This window comes from Pseudomonas sp. BT76 TE3572 (genome assembly GCF_050435365.1).
Lineage (GTDB): Bacteria > Pseudomonadota > Gammaproteobacteria > Pseudomonadales > Pseudomonadaceae > Aquipseudomonas > Aquipseudomonas fluorescens_W.
In genome coordinates, this window is the sequence record NZ_JBNDKE010000001.1 from 2094641 (window position 1) to 2113080 (window position 18440).

Genomic DNA, 18440 nt, shown 5'->3' on the forward strand with positions numbered 1-18440 from the left:
GTGGACTTCAGCTGATCACGAATGAAGCACACTGGCGTGTTGTTGCCCACGATGCACCAGATGCCTTCTTCGGTGTAGAACTCCAGCACAAAACCGCGTGGGTCACGTTCGGTATCTATCGAACCTCGTTCGCCACCCACCGTGGAGAAACGCAGTAACGTCGAAGGGGGTCTGCCAAAGGACTGAAACAGCTTGGCGCTGGTGTACTTCCTCTACCGCTCGACTTGGAGTTATGGCGCGCCCGAAGCGTGATTGATATGGCGAATTCAGCCAGTTTGCCGAAAGGTGCTCTGAGCATGCTAGGTAGGCTCCAGCGACCCTGGACGAATACTCCCTTGGCATGGCTCATGGAGCGAAAACCCTCGATACCGTGGTAGGCCCCCATACCGCTCGGCCCTACGCCGCCGAATGGTAGATCATCCACGGCAACGTGCAGCAGAGTGTTGTTGATGCCGACATTCCCGGATGTGGTGCGCTTGATCACAGCCTCGCTGTCGGCATCCATATTGCCGAAATAGTAAAGCGCGAGTGGGCGCGGCCTGGCGTTGATGTAGTCAATTACTTCGTCGAGAGAGCGGTAGGTACGAACCGGTAGCAGTGGGCCGAAGATTTCTTCCTGCATGACCAATGCATCGTCTTCGGCTCCCACGATCAACACCGGAGCCAATGTCCGCGGTCGCTCTGCCGCACGCTCTGGGGTCACTCCAACCTCGATCACGCCTGCTCCCTTGGCGCGTGCGTCTTTGATGAGCGTATGCAACCGCATGTAATGCCTGTCGCTGATAATCGAGGTGTAATCGGGACTGGTTGGGCCTTGCGGATAAGAACGGGCAACAGCGTCGCGGTACTGGGTGATGAACTCGCCCAGGTCGTCTTCATGAACCAGGGCGTAGTCCGGTGCAACGCAGGTCTGGCCAGCATTGGATAATTTGCCGAAGACAATGCTCTCCAATGCGCTGCGCCCTGCATGGCCTGGCGCTACGACCACGGGACTCTTGCCACCCAGTTCAAGGGTCAGCGGTACCAGATTTTCACTGGCGGCCCTCATCACCATTCGACCTACCTGAGTGCTGCCGGTGAACAGCAGGTGATCGAACGGAAGGCCGCTGAAATAGGCGCCTGTCTCAGGGCCGCCGAGTACCACTGCTACCTCATCGTCAGAAAAACAGCTCGCCAGCATGCGTTGAATCAATTCACTGGTGCGTGGCGTCAGCTCGGAGGGTTTGATCATCACCCGGTTGCCAGCCGCGAGCGCAGTTGCCAATGGGATGAAGGTTAGGGAGAACGGGTAGTTCCAAGGCGCCATGACTCCGATCACACCTTTAGGCTGGTATTCCACATAGGCACGGCCGGTGCGATGAAACGCCGCGACATGACGACGTTCGGGCTTCATGAAACGGCGCAGGTGTCGCAACAAGTAGTCAATGGACTGCACCACGCCAAGCAGTTCCATGATGTCGGTCTCATGCCTGGAGCGATTGCCGAAATCAGTACTGATCGCATCCTCAATTTCACGCCTGTGAGCGAGAACCACCGCGCGCAATTTGACCAGGTTGGCCCTGCGTCGTTTGAGGCCGGGTGGCCCGTCGTTAAGAAATGCCCTTCTTTGTTGGTCGAGCGTATTGGCGGTGTCGATAACTGGGGAGTCCTCTACAGCGACGGTCATCTTGCGTCTCCCTGGCCGTTGTAATGCGCAGACGTTTCAATCCATTTCCGATACTGGCGAGTGCGAAAGGCCATGAAGAGCTGTTGCAGGATCAGCGCGCGCAACGGTGAAACGCTCGGATCGGGCTTTTTAGCCCGGCTGAGTTTGCGCAATTGAAACTTCACTACTGCCATGTTCGCCAAGGATGCGATGGCTTTGTTTTTCCAAGTGATCGGCGGCAATTGAGGGGCATTGTCTTTGCCCTGCAACCAGTCACGAGGCAAGTGCGGATCGATGGCTAACGCCGTTCCGATGCCCACCATGTCCACACCACTCTGCACGACGCTTTCGGCCACCGGGCGGCGACGAATACCGCCGGTGACCATCACCGGCATTTGGGCGACGGTTTGGAGATCACGGGCTAACTCAAGGAAATAAGCTTCGCGAGCGAGGGTGCGACCATCGCGCGCGTCACCCTGCATGGCGGGTACTTCGTAGCTGCCTCCCGACAACTCCACCATGTCCACGCCCAGGTCGTTGAGCAACTCAACTACCTTTTTCGCGTCATAGGCGGTGAATCCTCCGCGCTGGAAATCGGCGGAGTTGAGTTTGACCGCCACTGCAAAATCCGCAGAAACCACAGCCCTGACCGCCTTGACGATTTCGAGCAGCAGGCGTGCCCGGTTTTCTAGAGAGCCACCCCACTCGTCCGTCCTTTGGTTGGTCAACGGCGAAAGGAACTGGCTCAACAAATAGCCATGGGCAGCGTGAATTTCCACGCCGGTGAATCCGGCTTGTTCGCCCAGGCGTGCGGTGTTCGCAAAGCGCTGAATGACTTCTTCGATCACGCCAGGGGTCATCGCGTGAGGCGTGGCAAAACGCTTGGACATTTTGCCCAGTTCCAGCGGCACGGCTGACGGTGCCCAGGTTTTTTGCCCAAGATTGGACTGCATCTGCCGACCTGGGTGATTGATCTGCAACCAGAACTGCGCACCGCCGGATCGACCAATACGCGCCCAGCGCTTGAACTTGTCCAGTTGCTGATCGTCCTGCAACACCACGCCACCCGGCCCGGTCATGGCGCGGCCGTCGACCATCACGTTGCCGGTGATAATCAGGCCTGCACCACCGTCGGCCCATGCTTGATAGAGACGCATGAGTTCTTCGGAGGGTGCCTGGTCAGCATCCGCCATGTTCTCTTCCATGGCGGCTTTGGCGATTCGGTTCTTGATGGTCGAACCGTTGGGAAGCATCAGGGTGTTGAACACATTCATCGAGCAGTCCTCAACTGGAGATGAGGTCACCTTAAGCTTGAAGTAAACTTTAAGGTCAATACCTTTTTCAAGGTCAGTCGATGTTCAACGCGCCAGACCCTGGCAAGCGCGTCACCAGATGGGCGCCCAACAACCGAGCGGGTGTGTAGGCGCCGCCAGCTGGGCGCGTCTGTAGCAGGTAGTCGACCACAGCCAAGGCTGCGTCGACCGTCAGACTGTAGACGTTCGCGGTGTGCACGCGTGCGACTTTGCATTCGCCGCGAGCGTTTCTAGCCTCACCCCATACATAGGTGCCTTGATCGGCACGCTTTTCCTGATCCGGGCCGACTACTGTCTTGCCGATGCGCGCCTTGAGCAGGCTCTGCACGAAGGACAAACCCAACAGTGGACGAATGAAATTGGCGAATCTGGCGCCGCGAATCATCCCCGCAGAGCCTGGAATAAACACTTCGATATTGGCAATACCAGTGGTATGCCAAGCTGTGGAAACGTCGCCCCAAGGAATGGTCATGGCCAATTTCTCTCCGGCGCCAAAGTCGATACGCCGTACCCGATACGCCAGCGGTACCGAGACGATTTTGCCGTCACGACGAACCTTGCCGCCCTGCGCCATGCCTTCAATCGAAGTTTTGGCAGTACCGGGTGAAAAGCTCGAGCGCGAATCAAACCCCAGCGCCAGGTGCGTTGCATCCGGCAGTGCGTTTTTCAATGCGGCGGCGACACAGTCAGTCGGCACCACATCAAAGCCGACGCCGGGGCAAATGACCACGCCCGCCGCACGCGCCCGTTCACTCAAGGACTGGGCGTGCTCGAATACGGCAATTTCGCCGGTGATGTCCAGGTAGTGCGCATTGGCGCGCAAGCAGGCTTCCATCATAGGGGTGGCGGTCGCTGAAAACGGCCCTGCGCAATGCAGAACCAAGCCGTGCCCTTTGATCTGAGCAAGCAACCGCACCTCATCCTCCAGTCCGAACACTCGGGTTTCAAGGCCCAGCTCCCGACCGAGGGCTTCGACCTTGTCACGGTTGCGTCCCGCCAGCACAGGTTTAAGTCCACGCTTTACAGCATCACGAGCGATCAACTCGCCGGTGTAGCCATTGGCGCCATAGATCATCCATTTGAACTGCATATCCAGGTTGTCTTGCTGACTCATGCATTGCTCCTGACGGTATTGATGTCGTGCGTTATTGCCTTGCCCAATCAGTGCCAGACGCTAGCGTTAAAGTCAGGTTGAGGGTCAAGCGGAAGTGAGCAACTTCCGGCGGAAATTATTTGCAGCAGTGGGGATTGACCTTAAAGCGAGGTTTAAGGTGAGCATGCGCTGACCTGCTTGATTGATGGAACCCGGATGATGCTCAAGACCTTTGTTTCTTATGCGTTGGTATTGATAGGTAGCGCTTTCATGACATTTGTAAATGCTAATACCGCCCCTTCCACAATGACTGCCAAGAATCGCCAAATTCTGGTGATTCTGACCAATCACGCCAGCTATCCCTCACGAACCGATACCACAGGGTTGTGGCTGACTGAGCTGACGCATTTCACCGATGTAGTGGAGGCGGCTGGCTACAGCACAGTTTTTGCCAGTCCCAAAGGCGGCGCGGTGCCTCTGGATGAGCGCAGCCTCGGCTGGCTATACATGGACAAGGCCGCCCGTGAGCATTTGCAGTCCCCGGCCTTTCGCGCTCGCCTGCAAAACACGCTGCCGATCGCCGATATCGATCCGTCCCAGTTCAGCGTCATCTACTTCACCGGGGGCCATGGGGTGATGTGGGACTTCCCCAATAATCCCGACCTGCGGCGTGTCGCCGAAACCATCTACAACCAGGGTGGCATCGTCTCGGCCGTCTGCCATGGCGTAGCGGGTCTGTTGGATCTGAAGAATGAACAAGGCCAGTTGATCATCAAGGGCAAGAACATCACCGGCTTCTCTGATCGCGAAGAACTGTTCTCCGGCATGAAAAGCCAGGTGCCCTTCTTCCTTGAGGACAAGTTGGTGAGCCAGGGTGCGCGGTACCGCAAGGGCTGGCTGCCATTCACGTCATTTGCCATCACGGATGGAAGGCTTGTCACTGGCCAAAACCCTCAATCGCCCAAAGCCGTAGCTGAAGCCGTGATGGCAGTGCTCTCTGGCGACAACGTAACTCGCTGAACCCTCAAGTAGTTCCCACCACCCGGAGAAAGACCGATTGAAACTCGCAAGCGCCGTATTAACAGGATTGCTGTTCAGCTCAATTGCCAACCATGCGTTGGCGGGGACGCCTGAAATGCTCAGCCCGACTGAAACCAACACAATCGATATCGCAGGCCACACAGTGCCGGTCGTCAAGGGCGGCCTGTACGACCGTTATCGCTCGAACCCGCCCTTGTCGGTGATTGCAGCAGAACTGCCGGGTGTTGATTTGAGCTGGTTCAAAGGACTGGAAAAGCACAAGGTCGACATTGGCTTCGAGTCATACTCCCCGAACTTTTACTACCAGAACAGTCGGGTAACTGCTGTCTACACGGCCGACTTGGACGCACTTCGGGCATTGATGCCGCCGGAAGTATTGGCAACCGTACACCCCCTACAAGTCTGGCCAGGCCGCGGCTTGATTGCGTTTACTGCGTACACCTATGAGCATTGTGATAACGACGCCTATAACGAAGTGGCCGTGTCGATCATTACCAACAAGCCAGGCAAAGCCAATCTGGGTCCGTTCACACTGATTGGACAGTCGATGTCTGGTGACTTCTGGGGCTATGTGCTCAAGCTGCCGGTCAATACCGAGCTTGCACGGGTGCGCGGTGTCGTCGGTTACAACCTGCCTAAATGGCTGACCGGTATTGACCGCAAAGAAGATGCCCAGTCTGTGGTCTATGACATCACCGACAGCCAGACCGGAAAAGTCGACGTGTCCTTCAAAGCGAAGAAACTCGACAACCTCTCTCGCGATGTCGATATCGTCACCAGCAGCTTCACCAATCTCGATCATCAGGGCCAGTTGGCATACGGTTATGCGGTTTCCCGCCAACTCAGTCACGGCTCCAGCCGCGATGCGGATTCGGCCACCCTCATCCTGGGCGACGGCAGTCTGTCGAATTACCTGCGCGCCCTGAAGCTGGGGAAAATGATGAAGTACGAATACGTGCCAGAGTTCCAGAGTGCGCTCTATGCGCCCAAACCACTCGCCAGCCTGATTGGCGAGCGCTGAAACCTTTTACGCCTGTCAGGCCCCGGATGCCTGGCGGGCGTTTTTTCTCGTGGAAGATGCTGCCGCACGCTTGCCTGAAGCTTGGCCAACCCCATCTTCACGCAGACGATTTATCAGCATTTGCGCATTGTCCGCACACGCCATACCTTCGGGCTTACCCTCGATGCCCTTGATGACGAGCAGAAGTTGCGCTTTGTTCTGGGCTAGCCGTTCCTGTAGAACACCGATTTCCTCAACCTTTTGCTTGAGTCCACTGAGCAATTCATCGTGCTGCCAGCCGCTGGCATTCATCGGCATCAATTGCCGGATTTCTTCCAACGAAAAACCCGCCGCCTGTGCTCCGGTGATGATCTCCAGAACCCACTCGGTATCAGGCGCGTAGTCCCTGTAGCCATTTGCTTTGCGTTCGACGGATCTGATTAGGCCGCTTGCCTCATAGAACCGGATGCGTGACGGCGCTAATCCGCTGATTTTCGCCAGTTCGCCTATTCTCATAACCCACCCTGAAAAATCTATTGACCTTAAAGTTGACTTTAAACCTAAAGTCATCGGGCGGCCAACCAGCACAAGTGCAACGTGTTGCTCAGCCGTTATGGAAGTCATGGGGCAGGCGCAACAATCCACAATCGCGCCCTCTGAACCGCCTATCGGATGGGCTGCACTTTGTTCATTCAAGGCCATGCTCCGAACGCGATTCGGTATAGGCCTTCACTTCATTCTGGAGATACGAACATGGGGTATGTCACTACGCAGGACGGTGTTGAAATCTTTTACAAAGACTGGGGGCCACGCGATGCACAGGTGGTCTTTTTCCACCACGGATGGCCGCTTAGCGCGGACGATTGGGACGCGCAAATGCTCTTTTTCCTGGCCAACGGCTTCCGGGTTGTAGCACACGACCGACGTGGTCACGGGCGATCCAGCCAGGTCTGGGATGGACACGACATGGATCACTATGCCGATGACGTCGCGGCAGTGGTTAATCATCTCGGCGTGCAGGGCGCTGTCCATGTCGGTCATTCCACCGGCGGAGGTGAAGTCATCCATTACATCGCGCGCCACGGCGAAGACCGAGTGTCGAAAGCAGCCATCATCAGCGCTGTGCCACCGCTAATGGTTCAGACCCCGAGCAATCCTGGTGGCCTGCCGAAATCAGTTTTCGACGACTTGCAGGCACAACTACAAGCGAATCGCGCACAGTTCTACTACGACGTTCCAGCAGGGCCTTTTTACGGCTATAACCGCCCAGGTTCAAAACCGTCCGAGGGAATCATCTGGAACTGGTGGCGACAAGGCATGATGGGCTGTGCAAAGGCACACTATGACGGAATCGTGGCGTTTTCTCAGACCGACTTCACCGAAGATTTGAAGAGCATCAAGATCCCTGTCCTGGTGATGCATGGTGACGATGACCAGATAGTCCCTTATGAGAATGCCGGTGTTCTGTCGGCCAAACTTCTGCAAAACAGTACGCTGAAAATCTACCCGGGCTTCCCGCACGGAATGCCTACAACCAATGCCGATACGATTAACGCCGATCTGCTCGCATTCGTAAGGAGCTAATCAATTATAGGGCGGTGGGTAACCCCGCCCTATATTTTTCAAAGCCACCAAATCGACGCGTTTAAATTCAGCGAAATGCCGTCAAAACTGTGCCATATGGATAGCTGTTTTTTAGCCCAAAGCGGTGGTTGGCGAGTGTCTCCTTTGGGTCGGTTTCAGCCGGTCGCGACAGGCAGAAATCGGCCAGGAGCGGTCATTGGACAAAGCGACCTCAATAGCGAACTCCCCAACGCTGTAGTCACGAATCATGTCGGTCGCTGACAGGCGCATGTTGTGCCATCAGCTCAGCGACCCAATCGATGAACACGCGCAGCTTGATACTGATATGCCGGTTCGGGGGAAATGCCACGTAGATGGGCATCGGATCGAGGCTCCAGTTCTCGAACAGGGGCACTAACTCGCCGCGCGCTTCGAAGGTCTTGGACATGTACTTTGGCAGCCAAAGCACACCCAGTCCGGCAAGGCCGGCCGCGAGGTAGGCATTGCCATCGTCGACTGCCAGCGCGTAGCGACCTTTGATCTGGACACTCTCAACGTGGTTGTGCAGGGCATAGGGCACGGCTTTGCCGGTGCGCGCCCACAAGAAACCGACGATACGATGATGCGAATCTTCCAGCTCCCGCGGATGCGCGGGCATACCGACGCGTGCCAGGTAGCTCGGCGCTGCAAAAACGCCAAGCTGGAGGTCGCCTACCCGTCGGGCCATTAACGACTGATCCGTTAGCTCGCCGCCGCGCACCACGCAATCGACGTTCTCATCGATCATATCCACGATACGATCGCTTACGCCCATGTCGATCTGTATGTCTGGGTACCGCTCGTAAAACGCAGGCAATGCGGGTACGAGAATCATGCTGGCCAGCGGGCTCGGCACATCCACTCGCAACCGGCCCCTGGGCAGCGTTGAGGCGCCGGACAGGCTAGTCTCAGCGTCGTCCATGTCGGCCAGCAGCCGAAGCACTCGCTCGTAATAGACGGCACCATCGGCAGTGACGTTGACTTTGCGAGTCGTGCGGTTAAGCAACTTAACGCGCAACCGTGCCTCCAGCTGCTGTACCAGTTGTGTCACGGTGGTCTTGCTCATATGCAGTGTTTCGGCGGCCTTGGTGAAGCTGCCCGCTTCCACCACTCGAGCAAATGCCTGCATTGCATCAAAACGGTCCATTGCTGCCCCAGCTATCGATCAGATTGTTTGGATTTCACAAACAGTGATAGCTAAGGTTGCTTGTTTATCGCCCAGGCACAAGTCCTTACAGTCTCTCCATCGTTTGTTTCGGGTCAGCTTCGACCCATTGATGGAGGCACCTATGACGCAGCGTGATGTTGTTTTTCCGCCTGGACGCCAGGCGCTTTATGAGCGCAATCGCTATTCGCCGGCTATCAAGTCCAATGGCTTCTTATTCGTGTCGGGGCAAGTCGGCAGTAACGAAGACGGCTCGCCCGAACCCGATCTGGAGGCCCAGGTCCGACTCGCGTTCAACAATCTGAATGCAATCCTGGTCGCTGCCGGTTGCACCTTCGACGATGTGATTGACGTCACCGTCTTCATCGTCGATCCCGAATCAAAGTTCGAGACGATCTGGAAGGTTGTGCCAGAGTTCTGGGGTAACGCGCCGCACCCGACGCTGACCGGCGTCGGCGTCACGTGGCTCTATGGTTACCAGTTCGAGATCAAGGTGATCGCCAAGCTTCCAGAAACCACCAGGGGATGATCTGACCAGCGATTACGTAAGGGACCGGTTTGGGTCGATTAGACCTGTTTGTTCAATCTGCAACCAAGCGAGTGAGAAACCTAGAAACCGTCTGTAACGGCCTCCGCTTCTAGTATCAGGATTTCCGGAGAAAGCACTGAGATCTGACGTATCGCCAGCTCGCCCGTGTTTGCTTTACTTACTTGCCATCACCGAGTTCACCGTCCGCTTTGGCCGTTTTTTGCCTGTCACGACTGACCGACATCGGCCAGAAGCGGATGCTCGATTATTTCCTATGGAAGTGAACGTTAGGCCTATTTCTCTGCCTGGAACATAATTTTGCATGTGGAAATGAGCTGTCCTTACATCGAGCGCCTGCGCATTAGTGAAGAAACAGTCACCACTTTCCCCTCTTTTTGGACTGATGAGCAAACTTCATGAACCCTTGCCGATTTACCCGTCTAGTCCCCACTCGTTAGCTCGCTTACTGTTCTCCCAACGCCAAATGTCGGGAGATCCAAATGCACAAGCGCACACTCGGAAACAGTTCACTCGAAGTGTCAGCCCTGGGCTTGGGTTGCATGGGCTTGAGCCATGGCTACGGCCCGGCGACGGACACGCAACAAGCCATTGCGTTGATCCGCTCGGCGGTTGACCGAGGCGTCACGTTCTTCGATACCGCCGAGGTTTACGGCCCTTACCTGAACGAGCAAGTGGTGGGTGAGGCATTGGCGCCGGTTCGCGATCAAGTGGTCATCGCCACCAAGTTCGGCTTTACCTTCGGTGCCGACAATAAACAGCAGACTCTCAACAGCCGCCCCGAGCACATCCGGGTCGCCGTCGAGGGTTCATTGCGTCGACTGAAGACCGATTTCATCGATTTGCTTTACCAGCATCGGGTTGATCCGGACGTGCCTATCGAGGAAGTCGCCGGTGCAGTGAAGGCATTGATTGACGAAGGCAAGGTCAAGCACTTCGGTCTGTCGGAAGCCGGTGCGCAAACCATTCGCCGTGCTCATGCGGTGCAGCCAGTCACGGCGCTGCAAAGCGAATACTCGTTGTGGTGGCGTGAGCCTGAGCAGGAAATTCTGCCGACGCTCAAGGAGCTGGGGATCGGCTTCGTGCCGTTCAGTCCGCTGGGCAAGGGTTTTCTCACCGGCACCGTGTCGGCAGAGACTACTTACGGCAGCGACGATTTTCGCAGCATCGTGCCCCGCTTCAGCCAGCCGGCGCTGCTAGCGAATCAGGGGCTGGTAGTGTTGATCCGCCAGATCGCGGCGCAGAAGCAGGCCACACCGGCGCAGATCGCGCTGGCCTGGCTACTCGCCCAGGCACCGTGGATTGTGCCTATTCCCGGGACGACCAAGTTGCATCGCCTGGAAGAAAACCTCGGTGGCGCGGACATCACACTCGACGCGGCCGAACTCAAAGCTATCGATACGGCACTGGCGCAAATCCGCATCGAAGGCGAGCGGTATCCCGAGTCCCTCAAGGCGCGCGTCGGGCGATGAGCAACGATCACGATCCGCTGCGGCGCACGGTCATCGCCGCGCTTGCGAGCGCCCCGCTGCTGTCGCTCGCCGACACGCAAACCGACAGCGAAGCGCCGCGTTCGGGGTCGCGGGTTCTGGTGGCGTACTTTTCGCGCTCCGGCAGTACCCGCGTGGTTGCCGGACTTATCCAGCGCGGACTCGGTGCCGATCTCTTTGAGATCCGTCCGGCCAAAGCCTATCCCGAGGATTATCTGCAAACCGTGGAGCAGGCACGCCAGGAGCGCGACAGTGGCTTCGAGCCAGAGCTGGAAAGCAGAGTTCGCGCACTGGCCGACTACGACACGCTGTATCTCGGCTTCCCGATCTGGGGTGAAACCGCCCCGCCGATCGTGCGTTCGTTTCTAAGCGCCCACGACCTGTCCGGCAAAACCCTCATCCCCTTCAACACCCACGGCGGATACGGATTGGGCAATAGCCGCCGCGTCCTCGAAACACATGCGCCGAAGTCCAGACTGATGGAAGGTTTTTTGATGGAGGGTGAGCAAGAGCGCAAGACCATGGAACGCGTGAATGAATGGTTGAGCGATAGCCACCTCACGCGCTAATCGATTTCTGCACGGGAGTAACACCATGAAAACCCGCACGCTGGGCAATGGCCTGGAAGTTTCCGCTCTGGGCCTCGGCTGCATGAGCATGACCTCGGCTTATGGGCCGGCCGCCGACATACCGAGCATGATCAAGCTGATTCGTTCTGCCCATGAGCAAGGCGTCACCTTGTTCGATACCGCCGAGGCGTACGGCCCGTTCGCCAATGAAGAGTTGCTGGGCGAGGCCTTGCAGCCGATCCGCGAGCAGGTGGTTATCGCCACCAAATTCGGCTTCGATATTGACCTGATCACCGGCGCGCGCGGCAGCGGCACCAACAGCCGCCCGGAGCATATCCGCGCCGTGGCAGAGGCGTCGTTGAGACGCTTGCGCACCGATTGCATCGATCTGTTTTATCAGCATCGGGTTGATCCGCAGGTGCCGATCGAGGACGTTGCCGGCACCGTCAAGGATCTGATCGCCGAGGGCAAGGTCAAGCATTTCGGTCTGTCCGAGGCCGGTGTGGAAACGATTCGCCGAGCGCACGCCGTGCAACCGGTAACGGCGGTACAGAGCGAATACTCGCTGTTCTGGCGTGGCCCGGAGCATGAACTGCTTGCTGTGCTGGAAGAGCTGGGCATCGGCTTCGTGCCGTTCAGTCCGCTCGGTGCCGGGTTCTTGACCGGCCAGATCAATGAGCACACGCAGTTTGACGCCAGCGATTTCCGCAACGTCGTCCCGCGTTTTTCCCCCGAGGCGCGCAGGGCCAACCTGGCATTGGTCGACGTGGTGAAGGCCGTCGCTGAGCGCAAGCACGCGACACCTGCGCAAGTAGCGCTGGCCTGGTTGCTGGCACAGAAGCCCTGGATTGTGCCGATCCCCGGCACGACCAAACAACATCGGCTGGAAGAGAACATGGGCGCTGTTGCGCTGGCGTTGACCGGTGAGGATCTGCGCGAGATCAACGAGCAGATGGCGCAGATCCAGGTGCACGGTGAACGCCTGCCGGAATCGGCGCTGAAGATGACCGGGCTCTGAGCCGTCCCCCGACTGTCCCGCTTGCGGAGCAGCTTCACTGTCTGACCGGAGTTCATCCGATGAACCGTTTGATCGCGCCACTGATTGCCTTATCGCTCTTGAACGCAGAGGCCCAAGCCGCCAGCGACATCCGCATCACCCAGAATGGCGCTCAGCCCTCGATCAAGGGCGCGGCGGAAAACTTCACCGGCGCGGTACGCGTTGATGGCCTGTTCAAGGGTGATCTGCCGGCACGCATCGGCGGCGGCACGGTGACCTTCGAACCCGGTGCGCGCACTGCGTGGCATAGCCATCCGCTGGGACAAACGCTGATCGTCACCGCAGGGGTCGGCTATGTGCAGCAAGAGGGTGGCCCGCGTCAGGAGATCCGTCCGGGCGACATTGTCTGGATTCCGTCGCACATCCGTCACTGGCATGGCGCCACAGCCAGCAATGGGATGACCCATATCGCGATCGCTGAAGCCGAGAACGGCAAGACTGTGACTTGGGCGGAAAAAGTCTCCGATGCGCAATACGCCGGTCAATCGCCCGCACAAGACCGGTAAATGAGGTTACGGAATGTGTCGACGCCTCTCGCCCGGCACGTTCGAGGTATGCCACCACAAACCATCAAGCCCCCGTTTCTGCTGCTCGGGGTGAGGTTTTCAGCGGTAATTGAAAAGCCGACTCATGAGTTCTACTCAGGAGTCCTTGCGCAATATCGGGGTTAATCGCCACAACCATCCTCCGTACGATCCAGCGACATCGCAGTGACCAGCAACGGACGGAGCCTTTCACGATGACCACCGACGTACGCAAGACCAGTCCTCTCCCCGCGCTGATGGCGCTGTGTTTAAGCCTTGGGGCGATGTTCAACGTTACCACTCAAACAGCCGAGGCATCGCCAGCCATGACCCGCACGCAAGCCACCGCAGAAACGCTGTCGGGTAAACAACAGGCCATTCCCCTGATCGCCGCGTTCATGGCGACCAGCGACATGCCCAATCTCAACGAGGCGCTCAACCAAGGTCTCGATGCCGGCCTGACCATCAGCGAAACCCGGGAAGTTCTGGTGCAGCTTTACGCCTACGTTGGCTTCCCGCGCAGCCTCAATGCCTTGAACGAGCTGATGACGGTGGTGCAAGCGCGCAAACAACGCGGTATCGAGGATGCACCGGGGCGTGAGCCGGGCCGGGGCATTCCAACCGGCGATGATCTGCTGGCGGTCGGCACGGCGAATCAAACGACGATTTCGGGTGGCCTGGTCAAAGGGCCGGTGTTCGAGTTCGCCCCGGTGATCAACCGGTTTCTGCAAACCCACTTGTTCGGCGACATCTTCGAGCGCGACAACCTCGACTGGCAAAGCCGCGAACTGGCGACCGTCGGGGCGCTGGCGGCGACGCCGGGGGTGGAATCGCAATTGCGCTCGCACATGCTGGCGAGCCTGCGCGTGGGGCTCAGCGCTGCACAGTTGCGTCAGGTGATTGAAGTGCTGAAGGCGCACGGCGATGCACAGACTGCCGAACGTGCCAACACTGCGCTGACCCAGGCACTCGCGGCTTCGGGGAAATGATATGAAATGTGCAAAAAGCCTGTTGAGCATCACCCTGCTGTGCCTGTTGGCAGCCTGTGCGAACCAGCCCGATGGCTCAGGCCCATTGCTGATTCAGGCACAAGGCAGCTTCGCCGCAGGTGGAACGATGACCACCGCGCCGGGCACTTTCAACCCGCGCCAGCCGATGTCGCCGGAAGGCCAGACCTACCACGGTGACCACGCCTACGCGTTCTACCAGATCCCGGTTGATGTGCGAAAATTGCCCATCATCATGTGGCACGGCGCGGGGCAGTTTTCCAAGACCTGGGAAACCACTGCCGATGGCCGCGAAGGTTTCCAGAACATCTTCGTGCGCCGCCACTACGGCGTGTATCTGATCGATCAGCCACGGCGTGGCGATGCCGGACGCAGCATGGTCGAGGCGACGATCAAGCCCACCCCGGACGAGCAACTCTGGTTCAACCAGTTTCGCATCGGCCTGTGGCCCAACTATTTCAATGGCGTACAGGTTGCCCGGGATGCGCAAACGCGCGACCAGTTTTTCCGCGCGATGACGCCGAACACCGGGCCGTTCGACATGGGCGTGGTCTCCGATGGTGTGTCAGCAGTCTTCGACAAAATCGGCCCCGGCATCCTGTTCACTCACTCGCAGGGTGGCGGGCCGGGTTGGTTGACGGCGATCAAGAACGACAAGGTCAAGGCCATTGTGGCGTTCGAGCCTGGCAGCAGCTTCGTGTTTGCCGAGGGTGAAGTGCCGGCACCGATACCCAGTGCGTTCGACACGGTGCAAGGCGCGGCGGTGCCAATGGAGCAATTCATGGCACTCACGCGCATTCCGATCCTGATCCTCTACGGCGACAACATCCCGGAACAAGCAGTAGACCTGCCCGCACAGGACAGTTGGCGCGCTCGGCTGAAGATGGCCCGGCTATGGCGTGACGCGGTCAATCGGCACGGCGGTGACGTACGGCTGATCCACTTGCCGGAGATCGGCATCAACGGCAATACCCACTTTCCCATGTCGGATCTGAACAACGTGCAGATCGCCGACCTGGTGTCGCAATTCCTCAAAGAAAAACAACTGGATTGACCCGCCCCCTTTTGCACTGCCGGCCTTTTGAACTGCCGCCCTTTTGATTGCTCAGGAGCTTCACGTGAAAAACATCTTTCTCAAAGCCACCTTCATGTCGGCATTGGTCGGCCTTTCGGCTGGCGAGGCCTTGGCCGTCGATTACAAAAAGAACCCGTTTACGTTGGCTTACGACGGCGCCATTACCAAGAACGAGCCCGGCAAGGTCAACATCCACCCGGTCAGCTACAAGCTCAATGGCCTGGACATCGCTGCCAACGTCTACACCCCTGCCAACTACGATGCAAAGAAGGCTTATCCAACGGTGGTGGTAGCGCACCCGAACGGTGGAGTGAAAGAACAGGTGGCCGGTTTGTATGCGCAGCGACTGGCTGAACAAGGCTACATCACCATCACCGCAGATGCCGCGTATCAGGGCGCAAGTGGCGGACAGCCGCGCAGCATCGACAAGCCTGCTTACCGCATTGAGGATATCCACGGCATGGCGGACTTCATCACTCAGTACGCTGGAGTCGATGGCAAACGCTTGGGCTTGCTCGGCATCTGCGGTGGCGGTGGTTACTCGTTGGCCGCTGCGCAAACCGACAAGCGATTCAAGTCGGTGGCGACGATTAGCATGTTCAACTCTGGGCGGGTTCGTCGCAATGGCTACAACGACTCGCAACTGGACACCATCCAGCAACGACTGCAACAGGCTTCCGCTGCCCGCGCTCAGGAAGCGGCCGGCGGCGAGGTCCTTTATTCGGGTGATGCCAACCTCACCGACGAGCAGATCGCCAAACTGCCGTTCGCCTTGTATCGCCAGGGTTACGAGTACTACTGGAAGACCCATGCCCACCCCAACTCGACCTTCAAATACACCACGAGCAGCCTGCTGGATCTGATGCGCTTCGACGCCACCAATCAGATCGAATTGATCAATCAGCCATTGCTGATGATCGCGGGCAGCAACGCCGACAGCCTGTACATGACCCAGGATGCGTTCCCCAAGGCCACCGGTACCAAGGACAAGGAGTTGTTCATTATCGACGGCGCCACGCACATCGAAACCTACTGGGTTCCCAAGTATGTGGACGCTGCACTCGGTAAGTTGACGCCGTTCTATGCAAGAACCTTGTGATTGGTTCGTCGGGGTCGCGCATCCATGCGGAACCTGATTACATAGAATAATCCCGCGCTCCGCATGAGAGGTTCTCATCAATGTCCCGCGCCAATCTCAACGATCTGCAAGCCTTCGTGGTCATTACCCGCGAAGGCAGCTTCACTCGCGCTGCCGCGCAGCTGGGCGTCTCGCAGTCCGCGCTGAGCCACACCATGCGTGCTCTTGAGTCACGGCTCGGCGTTCGACTGCTGACCCGAACCACACGCAGCGTCTCCCCCACCGAGGCCGGTCAACGGTTGTATCAGTCCATGGCGCCGCGGTTCGACGAGATTGAACTTGAACTGGCGGCGGTCAGCGAGTTTCGCGACACCCCTGCCGGCAACGTGCGGATTCAAGCCTCCGAACATGCGGCAAACAACATTCTTTGGCCCAAACTGTTGAAGGTGCTTCCCGCCTACCCGGATATCAAGGTCGAAATCACCGTCGACTACGCCCTTTCCGACATCGTCGCACAGCGCTACGACGCCGGCGTGCGGCTGGGGGATCAGGTGGCCAAAGACATGATCGCCGTGCCAATCGGCCCGTCGTTGCGCATCGCGGTCGTAGGATCTCCCGAGTATTTCAAACAGAGACCAGTTCCCAGGGAACCAGGAGATCTGGCTGCGCACAACTGCATCAATCTGCGCCTGCCCACCCATGGGAGCCTGATGCAGTGGGATTTTGAGAAGGACGGTCACGAACTCAAGGCACGCGTCGAGGGACAATGGACGTTTAACAGCAGCGTGCCGATCCAGCGTGCGGCTGTAGCGGGATGCGGTTTAGGGTTTCTGCCGGAAGATATGGTCGCGAAGGAGCTGGCTGACGGCAGGCTGGTGCGAGTACTTGAGGACTGGTGCCAACCCTTTGCGGGCTACCATCTTTACTATCCGAATCGCCGTGAGCATTCGTCAGCGTTTGGCGTTGTTGTTGATGCACTGCTCTATAAACGCTGAATTGCCAAACAGCACGACGCCTCAGCGTTACAGGAATGAGCAGACCGTCGCGATCCAGAATTCACAAGTTCGCTATCTGCTGCGGGCACGATGTGGGCTTAGTTAACCATCACCTCGTCCAGTGCCTGCTCGAGGGTGCTGACCGTGCGCTCGATATTCTGCAGCTTTTCGAGTCCGAACAGGCCGATGCGGAAGGTCTGGAAGTCCGCCGGCTCGTCGCATTGCAACGGCACTCCGGCGGCGATCTGCAAGCCGTGGTTGGCAAATTTCTTACCGTTCTTGATGTCGGCATCATCGGTGTAGCTCACCACTACGCCAGGGGCCTGAAAGCCGGCTGCGGCTACGCTTTTGATGCCTTTGCCGGTCAACATTGCGCGCACCCGATCGCCCAGCGCCTGTTGTTCGCCGCGGACCTTTTCGAAACCGTAGGCTTGCGTCTCTTTCATCACTTCGTTAAATCGCGCGAGGGAATCGCTGGGCATGGTCGCATGGTAGGCATGTCCGCCCTGTTCGTAGGCCTGCATGATCTGAAGCCACTTTTTCAGGTCGCAGGCGAAGCTGCTGCTTTGCGTCTGTTCGATGCGCTCGAGGGCCAAGGAACTGAGCATGACCAGGGCGCAGCAAGGGGAGGCGCTCCAGCCTTTCTGCGGTGCGCTGATCAGCAGGTCGACTGCGCATTTGTGCATATCAACCCAAAGCGTGCCCGAGGCGATGCAGTCCAGCACGAACAGGCCACCCACCGCATGCACGGCGTCGCCGACGGCCCGCAGGTACTCGTCGGGCAGGATAATCCCTGATGAGGTTTCAACGTGGGGGGCGAAGACAATCTGCGGCTTCTGCACCTGAATGGCTGCCAGCACTTCGTCCAGAGGGGGTGGGGCGTAGGCCGCCTGGCGACCCGTGTCGACCGGTCGGGCTTTCAGCACCGTGGTGGCCGCCGGGATGTTGCCCATCTCAAGGATCTGGCTCCAGCGATAGCTGAACCAGCCGTTGCGTATCACCAGGCATTGCTGGTCGGTGGCAAACTGTCGCGCCACCGCTTCCATGCCGAATGTGCCGCTGCCCGGGACCACCGCCACAGCCTGGGCGTTGTAGACCTGTTTCAGGGTCTTGGAAATGTTTTTCATCACGCCTTGAAACGACTGCGACATGTGGTTGAGCGAGCGGTCGGTGTAGACCACTGAGTACTCGACCAGCCCCTCGGGATCGATACTGGGATATAGCTTTGACATGGGTGAC

Annotated in this window: 18 protein-coding genes and 1 pseudogene; 12 read left to right on the forward strand and 7 right to left on the reverse strand. The window is 58.2% G+C overall.

Translation table 11 applies throughout. From position 1 onward, the window contains the following. Positions 1–5 precede the first annotated feature (5 nt). The 4 genes and pseudogenes from ABH912_RS09610 to ABH912_RS09625 form a co-directional block, all read right to left on the reverse strand. Positions 6–209: pseudogene (locus ABH912_RS09610) on the reverse strand (catalase); the annotation flags it as partial. Continuing rightward, positions 116–1666 carry a coniferyl aldehyde dehydrogenase gene (locus ABH912_RS09615; RefSeq protein WP_429510518.1) on the reverse strand — a complete coding sequence of 517 codons (1551 nt, stop codon included), beginning with the start codon at positions 1664–1666 and terminating at the stop codon, positions 116–118. The gene ABH912_RS09615 and the pseudogene ABH912_RS09610, both read right to left, overlap by 94 nt. Next, on the reverse strand, positions 1663–2919 hold the full coding sequence (locus tag ABH912_RS09620) for an NADH:flavin oxidoreductase/NADH oxidase family protein (protein WP_429510519.1): 1257 nt from the start codon (positions 2917–2919) through the stop codon (positions 1663–1665). The genes ABH912_RS09615 and ABH912_RS09620 overlap by 4 nt, the downstream gene beginning before the upstream one ends. Before the next feature lie 73 nt (positions 2920–2992). Then, a complete protein-coding gene (locus ABH912_RS09625) occupies positions 2993–4072 on the reverse strand; it encodes a saccharopine dehydrogenase family protein (protein ID WP_413386107.1) in 1080 nt (359 codons plus the stop codon). 195 nt (positions 4073–4267) lie between these two features. On the opposite strand from ABH912_RS09625, the gene ABH912_RS09630 reads away from it, so the two are divergent. Together ABH912_RS09630 and ABH912_RS09635 are read left to right on the forward strand one after the other, a co-directional pair. Next, complete coding sequence (locus ABH912_RS09630) at positions 4268–5071, forward strand: type 1 glutamine amidotransferase domain-containing protein (RefSeq protein WP_429510520.1); 804 nt, start codon at positions 4268–4270, stop codon at positions 5069–5071. 115 nt (positions 5072–5186) lie between these two features. Then, entirely contained in the window at positions 5187–6113 is a 927-nt protein-coding gene (locus ABH912_RS09635) for an acetoacetate decarboxylase (ADC) (protein ID WP_429513086.1), read from the forward strand. A 15-nt stretch (positions 6114–6128) separates the two neighbouring features. Here the strand turns inward: ABH912_RS09635 and ABH912_RS09640 are convergent, their stop codons facing one another. After that, complete coding sequence (locus ABH912_RS09640) at positions 6129–6608, reverse strand: MerR family transcriptional regulator (protein ID WP_429513087.1); 480 nt, start codon at positions 6606–6608, stop codon at positions 6129–6131. Positions 6609–6845: 237 nt separating this feature from the next. Here ABH912_RS09640 and ABH912_RS09645 point away from each other — a divergent pair, with 237 nt between their 5' ends. Continuing rightward, the gene (locus ABH912_RS09645; RefSeq protein WP_429510521.1) at positions 6846–7676 is read left to right on the forward strand and encodes an alpha/beta fold hydrolase; all 831 of its coding nucleotides are present in this window, start codon (positions 6846–6848) and stop codon (positions 7674–7676) included. Positions 7677–7914: 238 nt separating this feature from the next. Here the strand turns inward: ABH912_RS09645 and ABH912_RS09650 are convergent, their stop codons facing one another. Further along, complete coding sequence (locus tag ABH912_RS09650) at positions 7915–8841, reverse strand: LysR substrate-binding domain-containing protein (RefSeq protein ID WP_429510522.1); 927 nt, start codon at positions 8839–8841, stop codon at positions 7915–7917. Between the two features lie 142 nt (positions 8842–8983). Between ABH912_RS09650 and ABH912_RS09655 the strand changes: the two genes are divergently transcribed. From ABH912_RS09655 to ABH912_RS09695, 9 genes are all read left to right on the forward strand, one after another. Next, positions 8984–9388, forward strand: coding sequence for a RidA family protein (locus ABH912_RS09655; RefSeq protein ID WP_033059970.1), 405 nt, complete (start codon positions 8984–8986; stop codon positions 9386–9388). Between the two features lie 500 nt (positions 9389–9888). Then, positions 9889–10878 carry an aldo/keto reductase gene (locus ABH912_RS09660; RefSeq protein WP_429510523.1) on the forward strand — a complete coding sequence of 330 codons (990 nt, stop codon included), beginning with the start codon at positions 9889–9891 and terminating at the stop codon, positions 10876–10878. Then, positions 10875–11465, forward strand: coding sequence for a flavodoxin (locus tag ABH912_RS09665; protein WP_429510524.1), 591 nt, complete (start codon positions 10875–10877; stop codon positions 11463–11465). The genes ABH912_RS09660 and ABH912_RS09665 overlap by 4 nt, the downstream gene beginning before the upstream one ends. 25 nt (positions 11466–11490) lie before the next feature. Further along, on the forward strand, positions 11491–12483 hold the full coding sequence (locus ABH912_RS09670) for an aldo/keto reductase (protein ID WP_429510525.1): 993 nt from the start codon (positions 11491–11493) through the stop codon (positions 12481–12483). Positions 12484–12542: 59 nt separating this feature from the next. After that, a complete protein-coding gene (locus ABH912_RS09675; protein ID WP_429510526.1) occupies positions 12543–13028 on the forward strand; it encodes a (R)-mandelonitrile lyase in 486 nt (161 codons plus the stop codon). A gap of 233 nt (positions 13029–13261) precedes the next feature. Beyond that, a complete protein-coding gene (locus ABH912_RS09680; RefSeq protein WP_429510527.1) occupies positions 13262–14035 on the forward strand; it encodes a carboxymuconolactone decarboxylase family protein in 774 nt (257 codons plus the stop codon). Between the two features lie 127 nt (positions 14036–14162). Next, entirely contained in the window at positions 14163–15107 is a 945-nt protein-coding gene (locus tag ABH912_RS09685) for an alpha/beta hydrolase (RefSeq protein ID WP_429513088.1), read from the forward strand. A 64-nt stretch (positions 15108–15171) separates the two neighbouring features. After that, on the forward strand, positions 15172–16227 hold the full coding sequence (locus tag ABH912_RS09690) for an alpha/beta hydrolase (RefSeq protein WP_429510528.1): 1056 nt from the start codon (positions 15172–15174) through the stop codon (positions 16225–16227). An 80-nt stretch (positions 16228–16307) separates the two neighbouring features. Beyond that, a complete protein-coding gene (locus tag ABH912_RS09695) occupies positions 16308–17201 on the forward strand; it encodes a LysR family transcriptional regulator (protein ID WP_429510529.1) in 894 nt (297 codons plus the stop codon). A gap of 98 nt (positions 17202–17299) precedes the next feature. On the opposite strand, the gene ABH912_RS09700 is transcribed toward ABH912_RS09695, so the two are convergent. Further along, positions 17300–18433, reverse strand: coding sequence for an aminotransferase class V-fold PLP-dependent enzyme (locus ABH912_RS09700; protein ID WP_429510530.1), 1134 nt, complete (start codon positions 18431–18433; stop codon positions 17300–17302). Positions 18434–18440: the final 7 nt, after the last annotated feature.